Source organism: Aestuariivirga litoralis (assembly GCF_003234965.1).
GTDB classification, from domain to species: domain Bacteria; phylum Pseudomonadota; class Alphaproteobacteria; order Rhizobiales; family Aestuariivirgaceae; genus Aestuariivirga; species Aestuariivirga litoralis.
Map to the genome: position 1 here is coordinate 243,009 of NZ_QKVK01000005.1, position 23,716 is coordinate 266,724.

General features: G+C 65.7%; 17 protein-coding genes. 12 read left to right on the top strand and 5 right to left on the bottom strand.

What is annotated here, in order from left to right:
• Window positions 1-83: 83 nt before the first annotated feature.
• The gene (choX, locus tag DK847_RS12780) at window positions 84-1,022 is read right to left on the bottom strand and encodes a choline ABC transporter substrate-binding protein (RefSeq protein WP_111198899.1); all 939 of its coding nucleotides are present in this window, start codon (window positions 1,020-1,022) and stop codon (window positions 84-86) included.
• A gap of 139 nt (window positions 1,023-1,161) precedes the next feature.
• On the opposite strand from choX, the gene betI reads away from it, so the two are divergent.
• From betI to DK847_RS12825, 9 genes are all read left to right on the top strand, one after another.
• Window positions 1,162-1,779 carry a transcriptional regulator BetI gene (gene betI / locus DK847_RS12785; protein ID WP_111198900.1) on the top strand — a complete coding sequence of 206 codons (618 nt, stop codon included), beginning with the start codon at window positions 1,162-1,164 and terminating at the stop codon, window positions 1,777-1,779.
• A 17-nt stretch (window positions 1,780-1,796) separates the two neighbouring features.
• Window positions 1,797-2,783 carry a Gfo/Idh/MocA family protein gene (locus tag DK847_RS12790; RefSeq protein ID WP_111198901.1) on the top strand — a complete coding sequence of 329 codons (987 nt, stop codon included), beginning with the start codon at window positions 1,797-1,799 and terminating at the stop codon, window positions 2,781-2,783.
• Window positions 2,784-2,943: 160 nt separating this feature from the next.
• Window positions 2,944-3,210, top strand: a complete 267-nt coding sequence (gene rpsT, locus DK847_RS12795) for a 30S ribosomal protein S20 (RefSeq protein WP_111198902.1) — start codon at window positions 2,944-2,946, stop codon at window positions 3,208-3,210.
• Between the two features lie 794 nt (window positions 3,211-4,004).
• Window positions 4,005-5,432, top strand: a complete 1,428-nt coding sequence (gene dnaA / locus DK847_RS12800; protein ID WP_111198978.1) for a chromosomal replication initiator protein DnaA — start codon at window positions 4,005-4,007, stop codon at window positions 5,430-5,432.
• A 96-nt stretch (window positions 5,433-5,528) separates the two neighbouring features.
• Complete coding sequence (gene dnaN / locus DK847_RS12805) at window positions 5,529-6,641, top strand: DNA polymerase III subunit beta (protein WP_111198903.1); 1,113 nt, start codon at window positions 5,529-5,531, stop codon at window positions 6,639-6,641.
• A 9-nt stretch (window positions 6,642-6,650) separates the two neighbouring features.
• Window positions 6,651-7,805, top strand: a complete 1,155-nt coding sequence (gene recF, locus DK847_RS12810) for a DNA replication/repair protein RecF (RefSeq protein ID WP_111198904.1) — start codon at window positions 6,651-6,653, stop codon at window positions 7,803-7,805.
• Window positions 7,805-10,237: a DNA topoisomerase (ATP-hydrolyzing) subunit B gene (gene gyrB, locus DK847_RS12815; protein WP_111198905.1), complete on the top strand. Its 2,433-nt coding sequence runs from the start codon at window positions 7,805-7,807 to the stop codon at window positions 10,235-10,237. Before recF ends, gyrB begins: the two co-directional genes overlap by 1 nt.
• 219 nt (window positions 10,238-10,456) lie before the next feature.
• Window positions 10,457-13,318 carry a beta strand repeat-containing protein gene (locus tag DK847_RS12820; RefSeq protein ID WP_111198906.1) on the top strand — a complete coding sequence of 954 codons (2,862 nt, stop codon included), beginning with the start codon at window positions 10,457-10,459 and terminating at the stop codon, window positions 13,316-13,318.
• Window positions 13,319-13,336: 18 nt separating this feature from the next.
• On the top strand, window positions 13,337-15,316 hold the full coding sequence (locus DK847_RS12825) for an O-linked N-acetylglucosamine transferase, SPINDLY family protein (protein ID WP_111198907.1): 1,980 nt from the start codon (window positions 13,337-13,339) through the stop codon (window positions 15,314-15,316).
• A gap of 30 nt (window positions 15,317-15,346) precedes the next feature.
• Here DK847_RS12825 and DK847_RS12830 read toward each other — a convergent pair whose 3' ends face one another.
• Genes DK847_RS12830 through DK847_RS12845 form a run of 4 tightly spaced genes read right to left on the bottom strand, consistent with a single transcriptional unit; the run spans window position 15,347 to window position 19,801 of the window.
• Window positions 15,347-16,315 (bottom strand): sugar-binding transcriptional regulator, encoded by a 969-nt coding sequence (locus tag DK847_RS12830; RefSeq protein ID WP_111198908.1) that lies wholly within the window; start codon window positions 16,313-16,315, stop codon window positions 15,347-15,349.
• Between the two features lie 3 nt (window positions 16,316-16,318).
• Entirely contained in the window at window positions 16,319-17,089 is a 771-nt protein-coding gene (locus DK847_RS12835; protein WP_111198909.1) for an alpha/beta fold hydrolase, read from the bottom strand.
• Window positions 17,089-17,328, bottom strand: a complete 240-nt coding sequence (locus DK847_RS12840) for a biotin/lipoyl-containing protein (RefSeq protein WP_111198910.1) — start codon at window positions 17,326-17,328, stop codon at window positions 17,089-17,091. Before DK847_RS12840 ends, DK847_RS12835 begins: the two co-directional genes overlap by 1 nt.
• 13 nt (window positions 17,329-17,341) lie before the next feature.
• On the bottom strand, window positions 17,342-19,801 hold the full coding sequence (locus tag DK847_RS12845) for an alpha-ketoacid dehydrogenase subunit alpha/beta (protein ID WP_111198911.1): 2,460 nt from the start codon (window positions 19,799-19,801) through the stop codon (window positions 17,342-17,344).
• Between the two features lie 139 nt (window positions 19,802-19,940).
• Between DK847_RS12845 and DK847_RS12850 the strand changes: the two genes are divergently transcribed.
• The 3 genes from DK847_RS12850 to DK847_RS20405 all read left to right on the top strand — a co-directional run bounded on the left by DK847_RS12850 (window position 19,941) and on the right by DK847_RS20405 (window position 23,716).
• On the top strand, window positions 19,941-21,098 hold the full coding sequence (locus DK847_RS12850) for a serine hydrolase domain-containing protein (RefSeq protein ID WP_161957256.1): 1,158 nt from the start codon (window positions 19,941-19,943) through the stop codon (window positions 21,096-21,098).
• Window positions 21,095-22,702 (top strand): N,N-dimethylformamidase beta subunit family domain-containing protein, encoded by a 1,608-nt coding sequence (locus DK847_RS12855; RefSeq protein ID WP_111198913.1) that lies wholly within the window; start codon window positions 21,095-21,097, stop codon window positions 22,700-22,702. The genes DK847_RS12850 and DK847_RS12855 overlap by 4 nt, the downstream gene beginning before the upstream one ends.
• A 636-nt stretch (window positions 22,703-23,338) precedes the next feature.
• Window positions 23,339-23,716 carry a hypothetical protein gene (locus tag DK847_RS20405; protein WP_146256114.1) on the top strand — a complete coding sequence of 126 codons (378 nt, stop codon included), beginning with the start codon at window positions 23,339-23,341 and terminating at the stop codon, window positions 23,714-23,716.

Genomic DNA, 23,716 nt, shown 5'->3' on the forward strand with positions numbered 1-23,716 from the left:
TTATGCTGCCGCGGTCAGTCTGGCATCAAACGCATACGAAAGGAAAGGAGCCCGGGAGGTTGTCCCGGGCTCCTCAAACGTGCTCAGCCCTTCAGCGCGGCGTCGACCGCGGCGGCCGCGTCGCCGCCGTCCAGCGTGGTGACGCCCTGCAGCCAGGGCTTTACCACATCCGGATTGGCCTTGAGCCAGGCCTTGGCGGTTTCCTTCGGGTCGGCGCCGTTCTTCAGCACCGGGTCCATCATGGCGCCTTCCATGGCGAGGTCGAACTTCAGGTTCTTCAGCAGCTGGCCGACGTTCGGGCACTCGCTGGTGTAGCCGGCGCGGGCCACGGTGTAGACGGTGGCGGCGCCAAACCCTGAGTCACCCATGCCATCGAGATAGGCGATCTTCATCTCGCCCATGATCGGATGCGGCGTCCAGCCAAGGAAGATGATCCATTCGTTGTTCTTCATGGCCTTCTCGGCCTCGGTCAGCATGCCGGCTTCCGAGCTTTCGACCAGCTGGAAGTCCTTCATGTTGTTCTTCGGATCGTCGATCATCGTCTGGATGATGCGGTTGCCGTCATTGCCGGCCTCGATGCCGAAGATCTTGGCACCGAACTTGTCCTTGTTGGCGCCGAGGTCGGCGAGCGACTTCACGCCCGCATCGGCCACATATTGCGGAACGACGAGGCCGTAGCCCGCGCCCTCGAGGTTGGCGGCGACCTGTTCCACCGACTTGTCGTCGAGATAGGCCTGGATGTCGGCGGTCATGGAGGGCATCCAGTTGCCGAGGAACACGTCGATGTCCTTGTTCTTGAGCGACGCCATGGTGACCGGCACCGAGAGGGTGGAGACCTGCGGCTCATAGCCCAGCGCCTCGAGCACGACCGAGGTGGCGCCGGTGGTGACCTGGATGTCGGTCCAGCCCACATCCGCGAATTTCACGGCCTTGCAGCTGGCCGGATCGGCGGCAAAGGCGGTGGAGGCCATGGCGACGCCCATGACGGCAGCCGCCGCCACGCTCTTGATGAATGACTTCATAATCTGCTCCCTGTTCACCCGAAGCCTTCTTGGCGGCCCCGCGGCATGGGCCGAGACTAATTCAGGTTTCGCACACTCGGCAAGTTTTCATTGGACAGCTGACCAATAAAAACCGACAGTTTCGGCTGGAGGCAGGGGAATGCCGAAGCTTGGAATGGCGCCGATCCGGCGCAAGCAGCTGGTGGAGGCGGCGATTGCCGCCATCCACGTGCATGGCTTCGCCAATGCCACCGTGGCGCGCATCGCCGCCCAGGCGGGGATATCCTCCGGCATGGTGCACCACTATTTCAAGGACAAGGACGAGCTGCTCTTCGCCACCATGCGCCACCTTCTGGCGGAACTCAGAGCCGATGCGGTGGCCCGCCTGTCCCGCTCGGCGGAGCCGCGCGAACGCATCCGCGCAATCATCGATGCCTGCTTCGGCGATGCCCAGTTCGACGAGCAGGTGTTCAGCGCCTGGCTGGCACTCTACGGCAATGCCCGCCACTCGCCACGGCTGATGAACATCCTCTCGCTCTATCACCGCCGCCTGCGCAGCAGCCTGCTCCACGACCTGCGCCGCCTCGTTCCCGAAGTCGAGGCCCTGCGCCTCGCAGACGGCATCGCCGCCATGATCGACGGGCTGTGGCTGCGCTATGCGCTGACGGGAAAGCCGGAGAACCCGGAAACCCCGCGCGCCCTGACGCGCGACTATCTCAGTGCGGCGCTCGCAGACACTTCCAACACTGGCCGTGGCAGACTAAACATGCGCTCCTGATCAGGGAGGGCTGACACATGAAACCCGTGAAGTGGGGCATCATCTCGACGGCGAACATCGGCGTGGCCAAGGTCCTGCCGGGCATGCTGAAGTCGAAGGACATCGAGATCGTCGCGATCTCGTCGCGCAACAAGAAGACGGCACAGGAATGGGCCAAGAAGCTGGGAATCCCCAAGGCCTATGGCTCCTACGAGGAAATGCTGGCCGACCCCGAGATCGAGGCCGTCTACAATCCGCTGCCCAACCACCTGCATGTGCCGCTGACGCTGGCCGCGGCGAAGGCGGGAAAGCACGTGCTGTGCGAAAAGCCCATCGCCATCACCGCGAAGGAGGCGATGCAGCTCAGGAAGATCAAGAACGTCTTCGTGGCGGAAGCCTTCATGGTGCGCCATGCCACGCAGTGGCTCGCAGCGCGCGATCTCGTGAAGAAGAAGAAGATCGGCGAGGTGCGGGCGATCCAGGTGCTCTTCTCCTATTTCAATCGCGACCCGAAGAACGTGAGGAACAAGGCGGACATCGGCGGCGGCGGGCTGCTCGACATCGGCTGCTATCCGATCACCGTGTCGCGCTACATCTTCGACGGCGAGCCCACCCGCGTGGTCGGCACCTTCGACCGCGACCCCAAGTTCAGGACCGACCGGATCGCCGGCGGCCTTGCCGATTTCGGCCAGGGGCGTCACCTGTCCTTCACCGTCTCGACCCAGCTTGCGCCCTACCAGCGCGTCAACATCATGGGCACCAAGGGCCGGATCGAGATCGAGATTCCCTTCAACGCGCCCCCTGACAGGCCGAACCGCTATTTCGTGCAGGGCATGGAGATGAACCAGGGGGTGTGGACGGAACTTCCCGTGTCCGACCAGTACCAGCTGCAGGCGGAGGCCTTCGGCCGCGTGGTCCGCAAGAAGCAGAAGCCCTTCTGGGGGGTGGAGGACGCCATCCAGAACATGAAGATCCTTGACGCCTTCTTCCGCTCGGAAAAGACCGGGAAATGGGAAAAACCCTGAGATATCAGAGTCGCTTACAGGCCATTGACGGAAAGGCCCCACTTCCCTATAAGCCCGCCATCCCGATGGGCCGGGAAGGCGGGCCGTCTGCCAATGGGCATGGCGGCTCCTTGTCTTGCAAGGCCGATCAAACGCATTTCTGAAGCAGGACCAAAGCCACATGGCCAATACGAAATCGGCGAAGAAGGCCACCCGCGTCTCCGCCCGCCGCACCGAGATCAACAAGAACCGCGTCAGCCGCATGCGCACCTTCGTGCGCAAGGTCGAGGAGGCGATTGCCTCCGGCAACCAGGCGGAAGCCGCCGCCGCCCTCCAGGCCGCCCAGCCGGAGCTGATGCGCGGCGCCCAGAAGGGCGTTCTTCACAAGAACACCGCCTCGCGCAAGGTCTCGCGCCTTGCCGCCCGCGTGAAGGCTCTCAAGGCCTGACGACCCGTCCTGCCTTGTGCAGGACCCTGTCGTTTTCTGTGGCGCCGGACAGTATCTGTCCGGCGTTTTTCGTTGTTCCTGCGGGGTCTTGGGCTTTTCCACAGCCGCATGATTTATCCGGGGACGGAACGTCTCGCGCAGAATTTTTAGCGAAAATACAAAGGCTTATCCGGCAACCCGGCGGGAGCTGCCGCAAACCGCGCGCCCCGCGCGCGAAGCCCTTCGATAAGGCTCACGGTGGTGCAGGCCTCGCCGCGCCCCGCCCAGCCGTGTGCCCTGCCGCAAAAGCGGAAGAGTCTCAGGGCCTTAGGATTGGGGCGCGGAACCGGCGCCGGGCCGCAAACGCGTCAAGCCACTTCCGTGTACGGAGCGTTTCCTGAATCAGGTTGCTTGGGCCGCGAGCGCTTTTGTAAGTTCCCGTCCGTGGGCAGGCCGCACGGCCAATCGCCCGCAACATGACAGGACCCGGGCCAGTCGCGCCCAACGGTTCTGACAAGCGGTCAGTGGTGGCGTTTGCTGGGCGGCCTCCGTCCAAGCGGAAGCTATGTGTGCGTGGGGTGAGGGTGTTGTGAGTGAGGCTTGGGGCACATGACAAACCCGGACAACGGACCGTGTCGACTTGAAATGCTACGGCAGGGGCATGTGATGATCACTTCGGAAACTTCGGCCTTCGTCCCGGAGCGCGCTGGCAGGTAGCCAGCGGCAGCTGCCGGGATCGAGAGACGGTTGGGCCATCGGCCCAGTCGCAATGATGATGCGCGCCGCAGAATGCGCGCGAAGGGATGCGGAAGAAGATGACTGTTTTGACGGACGTGAAGACGAGGTGGGATCGTGTTGCACAGCGCCTGCGGGCTGAACTTGGTGAAGATCTCTATACCTCGTGGTTCGCGCGCATGGAGCTCGAGGACTTCGAGCAGGGCCGCCTGATCGTTTCCGTTCCCACCCGTTTCCTCAAGTCCTGGATCGAGACCCACTATGTCTCGAAGCTGCACAAGATCAGCGAGGCCGAACTCGGCCGCTTCGACTCCATCCATGTTCGCGTCAGGATGCGCGGCGGCGTGCCGCAGCGTGCCGTGGCCGATGAGCAGGCCCCGCATGCGCCGCAGCCCGCCGCGGCCGCGCAGCCGCAGCCTTCGGTGATCGCGCAGGCGCAGGCCGTGTCCGCCGCCGAGCGCGGGCCGCAGCTCGATCCGCACCAGACCTTCGAGACCTTCGTGGTCGGATCTTCCAACCAGCTGGCCCATGCCGCCATGTGCCGTGTGGCCGATGCCGCCCCGGGTGCGGCCGTCACCTTCAATCCGCTGTTCATCCATGCCGGTTCCGGCCTCGGCAAGACGCATCTGCTCTCTGCCGTGGCCCACCGCCTGAAGGAGAAGCGCCCCGATCGCCGTGTGATGTTCCTCACCGCCGAGCGCTTCATGATCAATTTCGTGATGGCGCTGAGGCAGCGCGACACGCTGGCCTTCAAGGACCAGTTCGCCGCCGTCGACGTGCTGCTGATCGACGACTTCCAGTTCCTGCAGGGCAAGACCATGCAGCAGGAGTTCTGCAACGCCTTCAACGGCCTCGTCGACTCGCGCCGCCAGGTGATCGTGGCCGCCGACGTGCCGCCGGCCCAGCTCGACTCGATCGACCAGCGCATGCGCTCGCGCCTGATGGGCGGCCTCGTGGTCGACATCGAGATGCCGGACCTCGAAACCCGCCGCCGCATCCTGCAGAGCCGCTACGAGACGATGCAGAAGCGCGACCAGACGGTCGTCATCCCGGACGAGGTGCTGGAATTCATCGCCAACCGGGTGACCGGCACGGGCCGCGAGCTGGAAGGGGCGCTGAACCGCATCACCGCCTACCAGCAGTTCAACAATGCCGCGGTGACGCTTGACCTCGCCTCGCTCGTCCTGCGCGACATGCAGGCCAGCCCCGATGGCTCGCGCATCAAGATCGACGACATCCTGAAGATCGTCGGCCGCCACTTCAATGTCGGCCGCACCGACCTGCTGTCGCCGCGCCGGGCGCGGAGCGTGGTGGTGCCCCGCCAGATCGGCATGTATCTGGCCAAGAAGATGACCGCCCGGTCGCTTCCCGAAATCGGCCGCCGCTTCGGCGGGCGTGACCATTCGACGGTGCTGCACGCCGTGCGCAAGATCGAGGACCAGATCAAGACGGACGACAAGCTCGCCCGTGAGGTGGCCCTCCTCATCCGGCTCGTCGAACAGGGCTGAAAAGCCCCCGATAACCCTTGAACTTGCACGCTTTCCGCGCCAAAGTTTCCGGCCCGGCATGAGGCCGGAAACCACGGAACGAGGGATTACCGGCTTATGCGTGTCACGATCGAGAGGTCAGCTTTCCTCAAGGCGCTCACCCATGTGCAGAGCGTCGTCGAGCGGCGCAACACCATTCCGATCCTGTCCAACGTGCTGCTGCAGGCGGGCGACGGCCAGCTGAAGCTGACCGCCACCGACCTCGACATCGAGATCGTCGAAAGCGTGCCGGCCGAGGTGTCGAAATCCGGCGCCACCACCGTGCCGGCGCACATGCTCTATGACATCGTGAGGAAGTTGCCCGATGGCGCGCAGCTCGAACTCGAGCAGGCGGGCGACGGCCAGCGCGTGTCGATCTTCGCCGGCCGCTCGCGCTTTGCACTGCAGGCGCTGCCGCACGAGGATTTCCCTGATCTTGCGGCGGGCGATTTCCCGCATCATTTCGCCATCACCGCCACCGACCTCAAGGGCCTGATCGAGAAGACGCGCTTCGCGATCTCGACCGAGGAGACGCGCTACTACCTCAACGGCATCTATTTCCACGACGTGGCGGCGGGCAGCCTGCTGCGCGCCGTGGCGACCGACGGTCATCGCCTCGCCCAGGCGCAGATCGCCAGGCCGGACGGGGCAAAGGGCATGCCGGGCGTCATCGTGCCGCGCAAGACCGTGCTCGAAGTCGTCAAGCTGTTCGAGGGCATCGACGGTGCGGTGGAGGTTTCGCTCTCGGCCGCCAAGGTGCGCTTCGCGGCGGGCGACCTGGTGCTGACATCGAAGCTGATCGATGGCACCTTCCCGGATTATGAGCGCGTCATCCCGCGCAACAACGACAAGAAGCTGGAGCTCGACACCAGGACCTTCGCCCAGGCGGTGGACCGTGTCTCCACCATCTCGCAGGAGAAGGGCCGCGCGGTGAAGCTGGCGATCGGCGGCAACAAGGTGGTGCTCACCGTCAACAATCCGGACTCGGGTTCGGCGGAAGAGGAAGTGGCCTGTTCCTATGACGCCGACCCGCTCGATATCGGCTTCAACTCGCGCTACCTGATGGACGTGGCGGGCCAGATGAAGTCGGACGGCATGGAACTGCACCTCGCCGATGCGGGTTCGCCCACCATCGTGCGCGACCCGACCGACGAGCAGGCCCTCTATGTGCTCATGCCCATGCGGGTGTAAGCCTCGTTTGTGACCGATTCCCCGATCCTCGCCATCCGAAGGCTGACGCTGACGGAGTTCCGCAACTATCCCGCGCTGCGCCTCGAGACGGGCGCGCAGCTGGTGGCGCTGACGGGTGCGAATGGCGCGGGCAAGACCAATATCCTCGAGGCGATCTCGCTGCTGTCGCCTGGCCGGGGCCTCCGGGGTGTCACCTTCGATGAACTCCCCCGCCAGGGTGGCTCCGGTTCCTGGGCCATTGCCGCCGAGGTGGAGGCCGAGCATGGCCGCGTGTCCCTCGGCACGGCCTGGAGCGGCCAGGCCGATGGCGGGGATGGCGGCGGCCGCCAGGTCGTCATCGACGGCGAGGCGCAGAAGGGGCCCGGTGCGCTGGGCGATACCATGCGCCTGCTCTGGCTGACCCCGGCGCAGGACCGGCTGTTTGCCGGGCCGGCCTCGGACCGGCGGCGCTTCCTCGACCGCATGGTCACGGCCTTCGACCCGGAACATGCCGCCCGCATCACGGTGTTCGAGAAGGTGATGCGCGAGCGCAACCTGCTGTTGGAGGAGGCCCGCCCGGACCCCGCCTGGCTCTCGAGCCTCGAGGCCCACATGGCGGAGGCCGCGGTGGCGATTTCGGCCGCCCGGCTGGTTGGATTGGAGGCCCTAGAGACCCATATAGGGGAGGGCCGGGAGACCAGTTCCTTCCCCTGGGCGGAGGTTGCCGTCGCGGGCGAGATCGAGGCGCTGGTGGCCCAGAAACCTGCCGTGCAAGTCGAGGACGAATATCGTAGGATTTTACGCGATTCGCGGGGGTTGGACCGGGCGGCGGGGCGGACCCTCAGGGGCCCTCACCGGAGCGATCTGGAGGTGGTCCACGGGCCGAAGCGGATGGCCGCGGCACACTGCTCCACGGGGGAGCAGAAGGCGCTGCTGATCGGCCTGGTGCTGGCGCAGGCCCGCGCCGTGAAGGCAGGCGCGGGGGTTCCGCCGCTGCTGTTGCTCGACGAGGTGGCAGCCCATCTCGACCGGGCGCGGCGCAGGAGTTTGATCGAAGCACTGTCGGCCCTTGGGTCGCAGAGCTGGATGACGGGAACAGACGCAGTGCTGTTCGAGGCAATTGGTGAGATGGGCCAGGTCTTCCAGGTGGAGGACGGCCGCGTCTCGGAAGCGATGGAAGACTGATGTCAGACGTTGAGAACACCGGAAACGGCAATGGCACCTACGGCGCGGACTCGATCAAGGTCCTCAAGGGGCTCGATGCCGTGCGCAAGCGCCCCGGCATGTATATCGGTGACACGGATGACGGTTCCGGCCTGCACCACATGGTCTACGAGGTCGTCGACAACGCCATCGACGAGGCGCTCGCCGGCCACGCCACGCATGTGACGGTGACGCTCAATGCCGATGGCTCCTGCACGGTCACCGACAACGGCCGCGGCATCCCGACCGACATCCACCCCTCCGAAGGCGTCTCGGCCGCCGAGGTCATCATGACCCAGCTGCATGCCGGCGGCAAATTCGACCAGAATTCCTACAAGGTGTCGGGCGGCCTGCACGGCGTCGGCGTGTCCGTGGTCAATGCGCTGTCGGTCAAGCTCAAGCTCACCATCTTCCGCGATGGCAAGGAACACTTCATGAGCTTCACCCATGGCGAGCCGGATGCGCCGCTGAAGGTGGTGGGCGACGCGCCGGACCGGCGCGGCACGGAGGTGACCTTCCTGCCGTCCTCCGAGACCTTCACCAGGACGGAGTTCGACCTTGGCACGCTGGAGCACCGGCTGCGCGAACTCGCCTTCCTGAATTCCGGCGTGCGCATCATCCTCACCGACAAGCGCGGCGTGGAAGACAAGGTGGTGGAGCTGTTCTACGAGGGCGGCATCGCCGCCTTCGTGCGCTATCTCGACCGCACCAAGCAGGCGGTGCTGTCCGAGCCCATCATGATCCATGGCGAGCGTGACGGCATCACGGTCGACTGTGCGCTGTGGTGGAACGACAGCTATCACGAGAACGTGCTGTGCTTCACCAACAACATTCCGCAGCGCGACGGCGGCACGCATCTGGCGGGCTTCCGCGGCGCGCTCACCCGTGTCGTCAACAATTACGCGAATGACAGCGGCATCGCCAAGAAGGAGAAGGTGGCCCTGACGGGAGACGACGCGCGCGAGGCGCTCACCTGCGTGCTCTCCGTCAAGGTGCCGGACCCCAAGTTCTCCTCGCAGACCAAGGACAAGCTGGTCTCCTCCGAAGTCCGCCCGGTGGTCGAGAACCTCGTCAACGAGCAGCTCGGCGCCTGGTTCGAGGAGCATCCGTCCGAGGCCCGCGCCATCGTCTCCAAGGTCGTGGAAGCCGCCGCCGCGCGCGAGGCCGCCCGCAAGGCGCGTGAGCTCACACGGCGCAAGGGTGCGCTCGACATCTCGTCGCTGCCCGGAAAGCTCGCCGACTGCCAGGAGCGTGACCCCGCCAAGTCCGAACTCTTCATCGTCGAGGGTGACTCGGCCGGCGGCTCGGCCAAGCAGGCGCGCCACCGCGAGAACCAGGCCGTGCTTCCGCTGCGCGGCAAGATTCTCAACGTCGAGCGCGCCCGCTTCGACAAGATGCTGTCCTCCGCCGAGATCGGCACGCTGATCACCGCCCTGGGCACCGGCATCGGCCGCGAGGAATTCAACGCCGACAAGCTGCGTTACCACAAGATCATCATCATGACCGACGCCGACGTCGACGGCGCCCATATCCGAACGCTGCTCCTCACCTTCTTCTACCGGCAGATGCCGGAGGTGATCGAGCGCGGCCACCTCTTCATCGCCCAGCCGCCGCTCTACAAGGTGAAGCGCGGCTCCTCCGAGCAGTACCTGAAGGATTCGAAGGCGCTGGAGGACTATCTCGTCAACACCGGCCTCGAGAACACCACGCTGGTGCTGGCCGATGGCACGGAGCGGGCAGGCCAGGACCTGCGCGCCATCGTGGAGGAAGCCCTCTCGGTGCGTGCCGCCCTCGACGCGCTGCATTCGCGCTATCCGCGCCCGCTGCTGGAGCAGGCGGCGATTGCCGGCGTGCTGAACCCGGAAGTTCTGTCGAGCACCGAGCGCGCGACGGATGCCGCGGCCTATATCGCGCGCCGCCTCGACGTGATCGCCGACGAGACCGAGCGTGGCTGGGTGGGTGAGCCGACGACGGATGGCGGCTTGAGCTTCACCCGCGAGGTGCGCGGCGTGAAGGAGGCCTGGACGCTCGACGGCAAGCTCATCGGCTCTGCCGATGCGCTGCGCCTCGACAGGAAGTCGGTGCATCTGCAGGAGATCTACGAGAAGCCCGCGAAGCTCCGCCGCAAGGATGGCGAGACGGTCATCCACGGCCCCACCTCGCTGCTCGATGCCGTCTTCGCATTCGGCCGCAAGGGCATCACCATGCAGCGCTACAAGGGCCTGGGCGAGATGAACCCCGAGCAGCTGTGGGAGACGACGCTCGACCCCAACGTCCGCACGCTGCTGCGCGTGAAGGTGTCCGAGCTCGACGAGGCGGATGACATCTTCACCAAGCTGATGGGCGACGTGGTGGAACCGCGCCGCGACTTCATCCGCGAGAACGCGCTGAGTGTCGCGAACCTCGACGTCTGATCCTGCCTTAACCCCCCGTTTAGACCTGCCGGGTTAGTTTCGCGCCGTGCGGAATGCGGGCTATCATGGCCCGCGGGCATGATGCCGCCTCACCAATACCGTCGCAACTCCGGCCATCAGGACGCTGTGCAAGTCTCGCACAGGGTTGCCGCGGCAATGTCTCCATGCGGATCGTGAGGTTATTGGGCGCGCGTCGCGCTGCCCGGCAGGAGCCCATCCATGTCGATCGTTTCGTCGCTGACCACCAGGCAGATCGCGACCCTGAGCACCACCGCCATCCGGGCACTGTCGACGACCGACGTACAGGCGCTCAGCACCACGCAGGTGGGCGCCCTGACCGCGGCGCAGATCAATGCCATGGAGACGACCGACCTCACCACCCTGGACACCGCCCAGGTGCAGGCGATCTCGACCACCGCCATCAAGTCGCTGATCGCGGCCACCATCACCAATCTCACCGACACGCAGGCGGCTTCGCTCACCACCGGGCAGATCGGGCTGCTGCAGGCCTATGCGGTGGAGGCGCTCGAATCGACCGACGTCCAGGCCTGGACGACGACCCAGCTCGGCGCCCTCACCTCCCGCCAGCTTGCCGGGCTCACCACCACGGCGCTTGCCGAATTCTCGGATACCCAGCTTGGCCAGCTCACCTCCACGCAGGTGCGCGGCCTGACCACCACCCAGCTGAACAACCTCGCATCCACCCAGCTCAACGCGCTGAACATCGCCGATCTCTCGGCGACCCAGGTTCGCGGCATGACCTCGACCGCCGTCGATGCCCTGTCGACGACCCAGGCGCAGGGCCTCACCACGTCGCAGATCGCGGTTCTCTCCGCCGCCGGCCTCGAGGCGCTCACCTCGACGGAATTGCAGGGCTGGTCGACGACCCAGCTCTCGGCGCTCACCTCCCAGCAGCTGGGCGGCCTCACCACCACCGGCCTGGCCGATCTCTCGGACACGCAGCTCGGCCTCCTGACCTCGACGCAGATCCGTGGCCTCACCACGCTGCAGCTCAACAATCTCGCCTCCACCCAGCTCAATGCCCTCGACGTGACGGCGCTTTCCGCCACGCAGATCCGCGGCATGAGCTCGACGGCGATCGATGCGCTGTCCACCACCCAGGCACAGTCGCTCACCACCGCGCAGCTCGCCGCCATCTCGGTCACGGGGCTCGATGCGCTGACCTCGACGGAGGTCCAGGGCTGGAGCACCACGCAGCTCGGCGCCATCACCTCGCAGCAGCTGGCCGGCCTCACCACCACGGCGCTGGCCGACTTCTCAGACACGCAGCTGGGCCAGCTCACCGCCACGCAGGTCAAGGGCCTCACCTCCACCCAGCTCAACAACCTGGCCTCGACGCAGCTCAACGCTCTGAACGTCACCGACCTCTCGGTGTCGCAGATCCGCAACATGAGCGCCACGGCCATCGGCACGCTGACGACCACCCAGGCGCAGTCGCTCGGCACGCTGCAGATCGCCGCCCTCAGCGCAGCCGGGCTTGAGGCCTTCGACTCCACCGTGGTCCAGGGCTGGTCGACGACGCAGCTCGGCGCCATCACCTCGCAGCAGCTCGCCGGGCTGACGACGACCGGCATCGCCGACTTCTCCGATACGCAGCTGGGCCAGCTCAGCTCGACCCAGCTGCGCGGCCTCACCTCCACCCAGCTCAACAACCTGGCCACCACCCAGCTCAATGCGCTGGACGTGACGAGCCTGTCCGGCACGCAGGTGGCGGGCCTCAGCACCACCGCCATCACCAACCTTACCTCCACCCAGGCCCGGGCCTTCACCGTCACCCAGGTCACGGCAATGACGGCAAGCGGGCTTGGCGCCGTTGCATCCACCGACCTGCAGGCCTGGAGCACCACCCAGCTCGGTGCCATCACCACACGGCAGATGTCGCAGCTCACCACCACGGCGATCGCCAACTTCTCCGATACCCAGCTGGGCCAGCTGACGTCGACCCAGGTGAGGGGCCTCACCTCCACCCAGGTCAACAACATCGGCACCACGCAGCTCAATGCGCTGAACGTTGCAGACCTCTCGACGGCGCAGATCCGCGCCATGACCTCGACGGCGCTTGATGCGCTGACCACCACCCAGGCCCAGGCACTGACCACCGTGCAGATCGCCGTACTCTCGGCCACCGGCCTGTCGGCACTGTCGTCCACCGAATTGCAGGGCTGGTCCACCACCCAGCTCGGCGCACTCACCTCGCAGCAGTTCGTCGGCATCGCCGCCACCGAGGTCGAGGACTTCTCGACGACCCAGCTTGCCAGCCTCACCTCCACCCAGCTGCGCGGCCTGACGGCAACCCAGCTGAGCGGCCTCACCAGCACCTATCTGCAGGCGCTGGACGTTGCCTCGCTCTCCACCCAGCAGGTGGCGGGGCTCGACACCACGGCGGCGGGCAACCTGTCCAGCACGCAGGTGCAGTCGCTCTCCGCCGGCCAGATCGGCGCGCTGTCGGCCAGCGTGCTCTCCGCCTTCGGCTCCACCGACATCCAGGCCTGGAGCACCACCCAGCTGGGCGCGGTGACCGCCACGCAGCTGGGCGGCCTCACCACCACCGAGATCACCGACTTCTCGGACACGCAGCTGGGCCTGCTCAGCTCGACGCAGCTGCGCGGCTTCACCTCCAGCCAGCTCAACGCGCTGGACACCGCTCAGCTCACCGTGCTGACGGCGTCCTCGCTCTCCACCGCGCAGATCGCCGGCCTCACCTCCACCGCGCTCGACCGCTTCACCACGACGCAGATCGGCACGCTCGATGCCAGCCAGTTCCGCGCCATCACGCCTTCGGCCCTGGACAGCCTCGACACCGCCATCTTCTCGGGGCTGAGCTCGACACAGGCGGGGGCGCTCACATCGGCGCAGGTCGCAGCACTCAGCACCACCAACTTCGCCTCGCTGAACGAAACCACCGGCATCCCGTCGCTCGCCACCTCGGCGATTGCCGGCATCACCACCGACCAGATCGCCGCCCTGTCCTCGACCCAGGCCAACGCCTTCACCACCTCGCAGATCGGGCTGATGAGCTCCGACCAGCTCACCGCCCTCATCGTCGCCTCCAACAGCTAGCCGGGAGATCCTCCAGCCTTGCCATCCACCATCGCCGCGCTGTTTCGTGACGCAGACATCATCGAGAAGGCCGAAGGTGCCGCGGCTGCCGCCGAGCTCTACAAGCGCTGGATCGCGCTCAACCCGGACGACCCGCACCTGGCGCCGGCGCACTTCAACATGGCGGTGGTGGCGCAGCGTGGTGGTGATTCCTTCGCCGCCATCAACGCCCTGCGTGACGCGCTGCGCATCGACCCCGATTTCCACCCGTCCTACATCAATCTCGGGCGGGCGCTGGAGGACCAGGGCCAGGCCGGAGCCGCCGTCAGCCAGTGGCTGGCGCTGGTCAACCGCTTGCCGGCCCTCAACGGAACAACCCTGCGCCACAAGCTGATGGCACTGCACCAGATCGGCCGGGTTCTGGAATCCAACCATGCCGATGCGGCGGCCGAAGATGCGCTGCGCCAGGCCATCGACCTGTCGCCGGAAAGCGCGCAGGCGGTGCAGCACTGGATTGCGCTGCGCCAGAAGCAGTGCAAGTGGCCCGTGGTGCAGGGCTGGGACGGGGTGGAGGCAAGGCGGCTCCTCGCCAACATATCGCCGCTGTCGGCCGCCGTGATGTTCGATGATCCCGTCTTCCAGCTGGCCCGCAACGCCAGCTATGCGCGGCAGTCGATCGCGCGGCCGCCCGCACTCTTCGACCATGCTGCCCGCCGGTGCGAGCGGCCCGCGCGGCTGAAGATCGGCTATGTCTCGTCCGATCTCCGCGAGCACGCCGTTGGCTTCGGCCTGGCGGAGGCCCTGGAACTGCATGACCGCAGCCGCTTCGAGATCCATGCCTATTACTGCGGCATTGCGCGCGAGGATGCCACGCGGGCCCGGATCCATGCCGCGGTCGATGGCTGGACCGATATCACCGGCCTCACCGATGATGCCGCCGCAGCGCGCATTGCGGCTGACGGGATCGACATCCTCATCGACGTCAACGGCTATACGCGTGATGCCCGCACGGCCGTCTTCGCACGCCGGCCCGCGCCCATCGCCGCCAACTGGTTCGGTTTTCCCGGCAGCATGGCGACACCCTATCACCATTACCTCATCGCCGACGGCCATGTGGTGCCGGAGGGCCATGAATGCTTCTTCACCGAGCGGGTCCTGCGCCTGCCCTGTTACCAGCCCAATGACCGCAAGCGCACGGTGGCGCCCGAGCCGCCGCAGCGCGCCGCTGAAGGCCTGCCGGAGCAGGGCTTCGTCTTCTGCTGCCTCAACGGCACGCAGAAGATCACGCCGCAGGTCTTCGGCGCGTGGCTGAAGATCCTTGCCGCGGTGGAGGGGAGCGTGCTGTGGCTGCTCGACTCGTCAAGCGAAACCAATGCCCGGCTGCGCGCCATGGCGGCGGCGGCGGGCATCGCGCCCGAGCGCCTGTGCTTCGCGCCGAAGCGGCCGAATCCCCAGCACCTCGCGCGCTATGCGCTGGCGGACCTGTTCCTCGACACCTTCCCCTATGGCGCCCACACCACGGCCTCTGACGCCATGTGGATGGGAACGCCGGTGCTGACGCTGGAGGGCCGGGGCTTCGCGGCGCGCGTCTGCGCCGGGCTGGTGAAGTCGGCCGGCATGCCGGACCTCGTCTGCACCAGCCTCGAGGACTATGTCTCCCGCGCCGTCGCCATCGCGGAGGTGCCGGGTGCGGCAGCGGAATTGCGTGAACGGCTGAAAGCCGGCCGCGGCAATTCCATTCTGTTCGACACGGCGCTTCTGGTGAACAGCCTCGAGGCCCTCTATGACCGGATGTGGGAAGAGTTCCGCAGCGGCGCACTGCCGGTTCCCGGTCTCACCAACCTCACTGCCTATGAGCAGATCGGCCTTGCCCTGGTGGAAGGCCATGAAGGCGACAGCATCCCGCCGCAGCTCTACGCCGAAGAACTGGCGCGCTGGTCACTGCATGAACCCCTGCCGCCGGATGGCAGGCTGCTGACTGCCGCGGCGGCACCGCCGCCGAGGCGCGCTGCCGCGTAGCGCTGGGCGCGGCGCCCCCGCTGCCGCGTGCTAGAGCAGTCCGAGCAGGGCCCGCGCTGCCTGCTCGTCGGTCACCAGCGTGTTGCAGCCGATGCTCCGGTGCACGGCGAGGATCGCCGCCGCGCGCTCCTGCCCACCACTCGCCAGCACCTTGTGCGGCGCCGCCTTCAGCGTCTCGACCCCGACGGACATGATGCGCTCATTGATCGGGTGATCGACCAGCTGCCCCTGCGCGTCGATGAAGTTGCACATGATGTCCGCCACGCAACCGGCCCGCAGCAGCTGGGCCGCCTCCTCATCCGTGATCAGCTGGCGCACCAGCGAGCCGGAGCTCTCCTTCAGCCCGCCCGCACTCACCACCGCGAGGTCGAGCGACTGGGCAAGCCCGCGCAAGCGCGCGATGCCACGGTCCGCCATCAGCCGCGCACGCGTCTCCGCACTGTCCACGACCAGCGGGGCGGGGAACAGGAAGCACTCCGCCTGCAGCGCGCTCGCCAGCCGCCAGGCGAATTCGAAGGGGTTGGCGAATTGCGTCTCGACAGCACCGCCCATCAGCGACATCACCTTCACGCCCTGCCGTTTTGGCGGATTGAAGCTTTCGAGTGCGGCACTGAGCGTGCGGCCCCAGCCGACGCCGATAGTCATGCCGTCCGTCACCGCGTCCGACAGCAGGCGGCCGAGCGCCAGCCCCACCGCGCGCCGCGTGCCCTCGCCATTGGCAGGCGACGGCACCACGATGGCCTCGTCGAGACCCAGCGCCCGTTCGAGGCGGATCGAGAGTTCGGCGAGGTCCGGCACCCGGTCCTCGATGGTGATCCGCACCTCGCCGCGCTGCCGCGCCTCCTCGAGCAGGCGGATGACGGTGGAGCGGCCAATGCCCAGCTGTTCCGCCACCTCCGACTGGGTGAAGCCGAAGGCGTGGTAGAGCCAGGCCGCGCGCAGCCGCAGCGCCGCGTCGTCTGCCAGGGCCGCGCCTGCATTGCGCTTCAGCTTGGCCATGGCTCAGCCACCCACGCGCGTGATGAAGGCGGTGATGGCAGCATTCACCTGGCGTGCCGCCTCGACATGCGGCAGGTGGCCGGCCTCGGGGATCACCAGCTGCTGGCCCCCGAAGGCCGCGAGGGCAGCCGGGCTCGGCGGGTTGATGGCATCCGCGCCACCGAAGATGACGAGGCGCGGCAGGCCCGTCGCCGCGATGAGCCGGGCGGCTTCGCCCAGCTGCTCCTCATGTGCCTCCACGCCCTTTGCGATGGCGCGCAGTGCCTCGCGGGCACCGGTGCGCGAAAGTTGCTCCAGCACGCGGGCAATGGTGAAGCGGTTGATGAGCAGCGGCTTGGAGACGAGCTTCTGCAGCAGCGCCTCTGCCTCTTCCTTGGTCGCAAGGTCCGGGAAGCGCGCCAGGAAGTCATGGTCGATCGCGTGGCCGAGACCGGCGGGTGCGAGGAGCGTCAGCGAGCGCACGCGCTCCGGCTGGCCCAACGCCATCAGCATGGCAATGCTGCCGCCCAGCGAATGGCCAAGCAGGTGCACGGGGCCCATCCCCTGCGCATCGAGTGCCGCCGTCACCGCCCCGGCGAGTGCCGCCGCGCTGCCATCCCCGGCATCGGCGGCAAGCGAGTCCCCATGCCCCGGCAGGTCGAGGGAATGGACGCGCGCCACCTCCATCAGCGCGGGCGAGGTGCCCGCCCAGGACAGGCGGTCGGAGCCGAAGCCGTGGATCAGCACGAGATCCGGCCCCTCGCCACCCAGCGTCTTGAAGGTGAGGCCTTGCATCACGCCTCGTCGATGACGGCGAGAACGTCGCCCACGCTCGCGATCTCGTCCGCCGGCACGCGGATTTCCTTCAGCGTGCCGGAGGCCGGCGCCTCGATTTCCATGGTGAGCTTGGGCGTGGTGATGGTCAGCAGCATCTCGCCCTTCTCCACCTTGTCGCCCGGGCCCTTCGACCAGTAGTCGATCTGGGCCTCGGTGATCTCGTTGCCAAGCTGCGGCATCACGACGTCGGTGCTCATGTCTCTGTCCTCCTCAAAGGCCGTTGCGGGCGAGTGTGCGGTCATCCCAGTTGCGGATGCCGCGGCGGTTCGAATGCTTGTCCGGATGGAACTCTGACGTGACGATCTCGATGATGTCGTCCGCCTGCGGGAAATAGCTCGTCTCCATCTCCGCCCCCGGCACGATCCAGTTGGGCGAACCCAGCACGCGCGGCGCTGATTTCAGGCTGCCGAAGGCGAAGCGCGTGAGGTTGGCGGCAAGCGTCATGGCGAAGGAGCCGCGTTCCGAGGCCTCCGTCACCACCAGCAGGTGCCCGGTCTTCTCGATCGAGCGGATCACCGGGTCATAGTTGAAGGGCACCAGCGAGCGTGCATCGATCACCTCGAGCGACAGGCCATGGCTCTCCTCCAGTTCCTGCGCGGCGGCAAGGGCTGGGTAGAGCGAGGGTCCGATGGTCAGCACGGTTGCGTGGCCGCCGTCGCGCTTCACGTCGGGCTCGCCCATGGCAATGCGGTAATAGTCCGCCGGCACGCCGTCGGGCCGGAAGGTCTCGACCGTGTCGTAGAGGCGCTGGCTCTCGAAGAACACCACCGGGTCCTCGGACGAGAGTGCCGAGGCCATCAGCCCCTTCGCGTCGTAAGGCGTTGCCGGATAGAGCACCTTGAGGCCGGGGATATGCGCCACCAGCGCCGTCCAGTCCTGCGAATGCTGCGCGCCATACTTGCTGCCCACCGAGCAGCGCAGCACCACCGGCACCTTCAGGATGCCGGCGGACATGGCCTGCCACTTGGCCATCTGGTTGAAGATCTCGTCGCCCGCCCGGCCGATGAAGTCGCCATACATCAGCTCGATCAGCGTGCGCCCGCCCTCCATGGCATGGCCCACGGCGGTGGCGACGATGGCCGCTTCCGAGATCGGCGAATTGAACAGCCGCTCATAGGGCAGGATGTCGGAGAGCCCGCGATAGACGCCGAAGGCGCCGCCCCATTCGCGGCATTCCTCGCCATAGGCGATGAGGCGCTCGTCATGGATCATGTGGTGCAGGATCGCCTCGAACAGCCCGTCGCGATAGGTGATGGCGCGCATGGCGGAGAGCTTCTGGCCATCGGTGCCGATCCCGAAGCGCGCCTTCTTGGCATCCTGCCGGATGCGTGCCGACGTCTCGATTGGCGCCAGCAGCTTCACCTCACCCGCGGGAACGGGAATCTCCTCATGCGAGAACATCAGCCGCCCGATCAGCGTCGGGTCGGCGGGAACATCGACGGGTGCCGCGGCCGTCACCGCCGCGCGCGTCACCGCCGCCATGGCGGAGGCCACCTCCGCCTTCATCGCATCGACCGCCGCCTGGTCGATCACGCCCGCGCTGATCAGCTGGGCCGCGAACTTGGCGATCGGGTCATGCGCCTCCCACAGCGCCAGTTCTTCCTTGGTGCGATAGGCATTGGCATCGGTGGTCGAATGCCCGCCGGAGCGATAGCATTCGACGTCGAGCAGGGCAGGGCCTTTCCCTTCGAGCAGCAGCGCGCGCTTGCGCGCCACGGCATCGGCCACCGCCAGCGGGTTTGTGCCGTCCACCGTCTCGGCATGGAGCGCCTGCGGGTTCACCGCCGCGCCGATGCGCGAGAGCCTGTCCCAGCCCATGGTCTCGCCGATGGTCTGCCCGCCCATGGCGTAGAAATTGTTGGAGAAGAAGAACAGCACCGGCAGCCCGCCCGGGCGTGCGTCCGTCCACAGCGTGCGGTACTGCGCCATGGCGGCGAAATTCATCGCCTCGAAAACGGGCCCGCAACCGGTCGAGCCGTCGCCGCTCATCGAGACCGTGATGGAAGCTTCACCCGCCAGCTTCTTGCGCAGCGCCGCCCCCGTGGCGGTGCCGGCGGAGGCACCGACGATGGCATTGTTGGGATAGGCGCCGAAGGGGGTGAAGAAGGCATGCATCGAGCCGCCCATGCCGCCATTGAAGCCATCCGCCTTCATGAAGATCTCCGCCAGCAGCCCGAAGAGCAGGAAGTTCTCCGCCGTGCTGGTCACGGGCGTGGGCGGCAGATGCTGTTCCACCATGCGCAGCAGCGCGCCGTCGCGGTGGCTGGCCATGATGCGCTGCAGCTCCGCCTCCGGCAGCTTGGCGATGGCGGAGAGGCCCTTGGCGATGAACTCGCCATGGCTGCGGTGGCTGCCGAAGATGTGGTCGGCCGGTTCCAGCGCCAGCGCGGCCCCCACGGCCGCGCCCTCCTGCCCGAGCGAGAGGTGGGCAGGCCCTTTGTAGACGTAAGGAATGTCGGCATAGCTGCCCTTGGCCTTGAAGGCGCCCAGCATGGTCTCGAATTCCCGCACGATCATCATGTGGCGCAGGATGTCGACCATCGCTTTCGGGCCTCGCGCCACCAGTTCCGCGCCGAAGGGCCGGGCATAGGCATGGAGGGGAATGCGGGGGAAGGCCAGTTCGCCAGCCTGTTGGAATGCCTGGGGGTCGACGGGGATGGATTTCGGCATGGTCCTGCACTTCGTGTAAACAATTGCGCATCATGATACACAAATGTCTCGCAACATGCCAGCCCCGACCGGCCGCGGGGGCGAGACACCGGGCGCTCCCGTGCTAAGGTCATGAAAAATAGCGTTGATGGGGGATTCGATGGGGAACGCACTGCCGACGGCCACGCTGGACAATTGGCGCGAACATCCGTTCAGCGTCTGGGGCTTCACCCATGTTGACAGCCTGGTCCCGGTCGCGCCCATCCCCACCGCGCCGCCGCCCTCCGCCCTGCGCCGCGGCAAGGAGCTGGATTTGGCCCGGCTGGCCATCGTCTGGGCCGGCAGCCGCCGCAGCGCCGAGGCCGCGCTGGAGGAAACCCACACCGACGGCTTCATGGTGCTGAAGGACGGCGAGGTGGTGGCCGAGCGCCTCATCAACCAGACCGCCAGCGACCGCCACATCGTCTTCTCGGTCAGCAAGTCGATCACCGCCGTGCTCGCCGGCATCCTGGTGCAGCAGGGCAAGCTCGATCCGGAGGCGCCCGTGTCGCGCTACGTGCCGGAGGTCGAGGGCTCGGCCTATGCCGACGCCACGCTGCGCCATGTGCTGGACATGGCGGTCAGCATCCGCTTCGTCGAGGATTATCTCGACCCGCAGGGTGATGTCGCCCGCTACCGCGCCGCCATGGGCTGGAACCCGCCGGGGGCGATCGCCAGTGCCGATGGCATCAATGCCTTCGTGACGAGCCTGCCCAAGGCGGAGCATCCGCATGGCAGCCGCTTCCATTACGTCTCGCCCAACAGCGACCTGCTCGGCTGGATCCTCGAGCGTGCGGCGGGCGAGAATTTCGCCAGCCTGCTCTCCCGCCTCATCTGGCAGCCCATGCACATGGCGCAGGAGGCCTTCGTGACGGTCGATCGCCATTGTGCCCCGCGCACGGCAGGCGGCATCTGCACCAGCTTGGGCGATCTCGCACGCTTCGGCGAGATGATGCGCAACAAGGGCCGCTTCAACGGCCAGCGCATCGTGCCGGAGGAGTGGATCAACGACATCCTGCACAAGGGCGACCATGCCCAGTGGTCGCGCGGCGAGATGGTGAACCTCTTCCCCGATGGCCGCTACCGGTCCAAGTGGTACGTGCCGGATCCCAACTCCAGCGTGCTCTGCGCCATCGGCATCCATGGCCAGTGGATCTATGTCGATTACGATGCCGGCATGGTGGCGGTGAAGCAGTCCTCCCAGCCCATCCCGGCAGACGAGGCCCTGGACAATCTCACCTATGCGATGTTCCAGGCCATCGCCGATGAACTCAGATGAGTGCTGACCGCAGCGAGGCCTGGCGGCGCGAGGCGGTACTCGGCATCTATGCCGAGCGGCCCTTCCGCGAGCCACCGGCGCAGCCGCGCATCTGGAGCTATTGCGACCAGCTCTCCTATGCACCGGGCGAGACGGTGAAGGTCAGCATCTGCACCAATGCGGATCTTTGCGACGTCGACGTCATCCGCGATGGCCACACGCCGGAAAGGGTCTTCTCGCGTTCGGATCTTCGCGGCGCGTGGCACGACACGCCGAATGATTGCTCCGTCGTGGGCTGCGGCTGGCCCGTCTCGCTCGAAATCCCCGTGGCGCCGGACTGGCCCTCGGGCGGCTACATCCTGCGCACCCGCGTCGACGGTGACATGCACGAGCATTTTTTCATCGTCCGCCCGCGTGACGGCATCGACAGGCGCGGCCGCCTGCTGCTCATTGCCGCCACCGCCACCTGGACGGCCTATAATGACTGGGGCGGCTCCAATCATTACCAGGGCTATTGCGGCCCGAAGGGCGACCGCTTCTCGCCCGTGCTTAGCACGCAGCGCCCCTTGGCCAAAGGTTTCGTCTCGCTGCCGCCGGACGCACCGCGCGCCGTGTTGCTGGATGATCCGCCGATCAATTCGGAGCCCCGCTACCCGCACATGGAATGGGCCTATGCCAACGGCTATTCCAAGAAATACATGTCATCGGGCTGGGCCAGCTTCGAGCGCCACTTCGTCACCTGGGCGGAAGCCGAGGGCTATGCACTCGACATCATCAGCCAGACCGACCTGCAGTATCGCCCGCGTCTGATCGAGGGCTATTCCTGCATCGCGCTCGTCGGCCATGACGAATACTGGTCCTGGGAGATGCGCGACGCCATCGATGCCTGGGTGGAGAAGGGCGGCCGCATCGCCCGCTTCGCCGGCAATTTCATGTGGCAGATCCGCCTCTCGGACGAAGGCCGCACCCAGACCTGCTACAAATACATCGCGCGCGACGAAGACCCCTTCATGCAGGAGGGACCGCGCGAGCGCGTGACCGAATCCTGGGAGGCCCCCGAGATCGGCCGGCCCGGCGCCGCGAGCTTCGGCCTCAATGCCACCCACGGCCTTTATGCCAGCTGGTCCGGCTGCAGCCCGCGCGGGGCCAAGGGTTTCCCTGTCTACCGGCCGGAGCACTGGGCTTTCGCCAACACCGGCCTCTATTACGGTGACATCCTCGGCGGTGCTTCGCGCATCTTCGGCTACGAGGTCGATGGGCTTCCTTACGAAATCCGCGGCGGCCTGCCCCATGTGGCCGATCCGTCACTCGCGCCCGAAGGGATCGAGATCCTCGCCCTCGGCCTCGCGGCGACGATCGAGGAAGGCTCGACCATCCTTCCCGGCCGCAGCTTCCTCGGGACCGAGGACGGTGAATATGTCGCCTCGGTGCTCACCGGCCGCAAGGATACGGCGGCGATCGAGGCCACCAAGCGCGGCTGCGGCATGATCGTGCATTTTCCGAAGGGCAGGGGCGAGGTCTTCCACGCCGGCTCCAGCGACTGGATCATCGGCCTCACCCGCAAGGATGAGATCGTCGCAATGGTCACCCGCAATGTGCTGAATAGGTTTCTAGTTTCTCGATAGTCTTGACGATTAACTGTATTGCAGCACTGATAAAGCGCAATTTTTAATTGATAAATTCGTTACTCACTGATAGTCTTTCTATCCATAGGTGAGTGGATAGGCAGTTGCTTCAATTTCTGTGGGAATTCGCACTCTCCGATACAGCGAGCGCTGTCGCGAACCTCCTTGAGGCAGTTGGATTCGTTTTTGGCTGCTTTGGGATCGCTGCAACTTATTTCGCTGCTTTAAAGTCCCGCTCGGCTGCGGAGCAAGCCAGAGACGCCGCTAACGCGATGAGGAATCGGGTGCATGAGGTGGAAGTAATGTCGGAACTCTCCGCTGCCGTATCAGCCATGGATGAATTGATGCGGCTACATAGGTCCCGCCTTTGGGAGATGTCACTGGATCGACATTCTCAAGTTCGAAAATCCTTAATTAGAGTAAGGGCAGTCTCGCAGCACTTCCCAGAAGGCGATCAGGTGAAGTTACAAATGACAATACAACAGATCACTTCGATCCAGAGATTAATAGACAAGCGTTGCAGAAGTGAAGAAGACAAACTGGATCATGTCAGATTCAACGGCATAATTAGAAAGCAAATTGATGATCTAAACGACGTGCTCGTGTCAGCACAAAAGCGACTTACGAGTAATTGAAATGATCGGTAGTAAACATATCGAACTCTTGAGAAGACTTGCTAAATCAACCAAAGAAGGAAAGCTAAGCTGGCAGGAAGACACGAGTAAAGATAGTTTTATCGTGGCATTCTCGAGATATTCGGTTTCCATAGCTTACTATGCCGATTTAGCGGGTAGTGAAGACGAGATAACGGTCAAAATATTCAATTCAGAGGGTGAACTAATCGAGAGTGTGAGCCATACAGATTTCGCACAAGGAACATTGAGTATCGGTTCTTCGTTTTTTTTCCTGCGAGAGCTGTATCATGATGCCCGAAGAAAAGCGGTTGGTATCGATGGCGCCTTGGACTCTATACTTGAGGAACTCCCTAGTGATGACGATGAGGTCCCCTTTTGA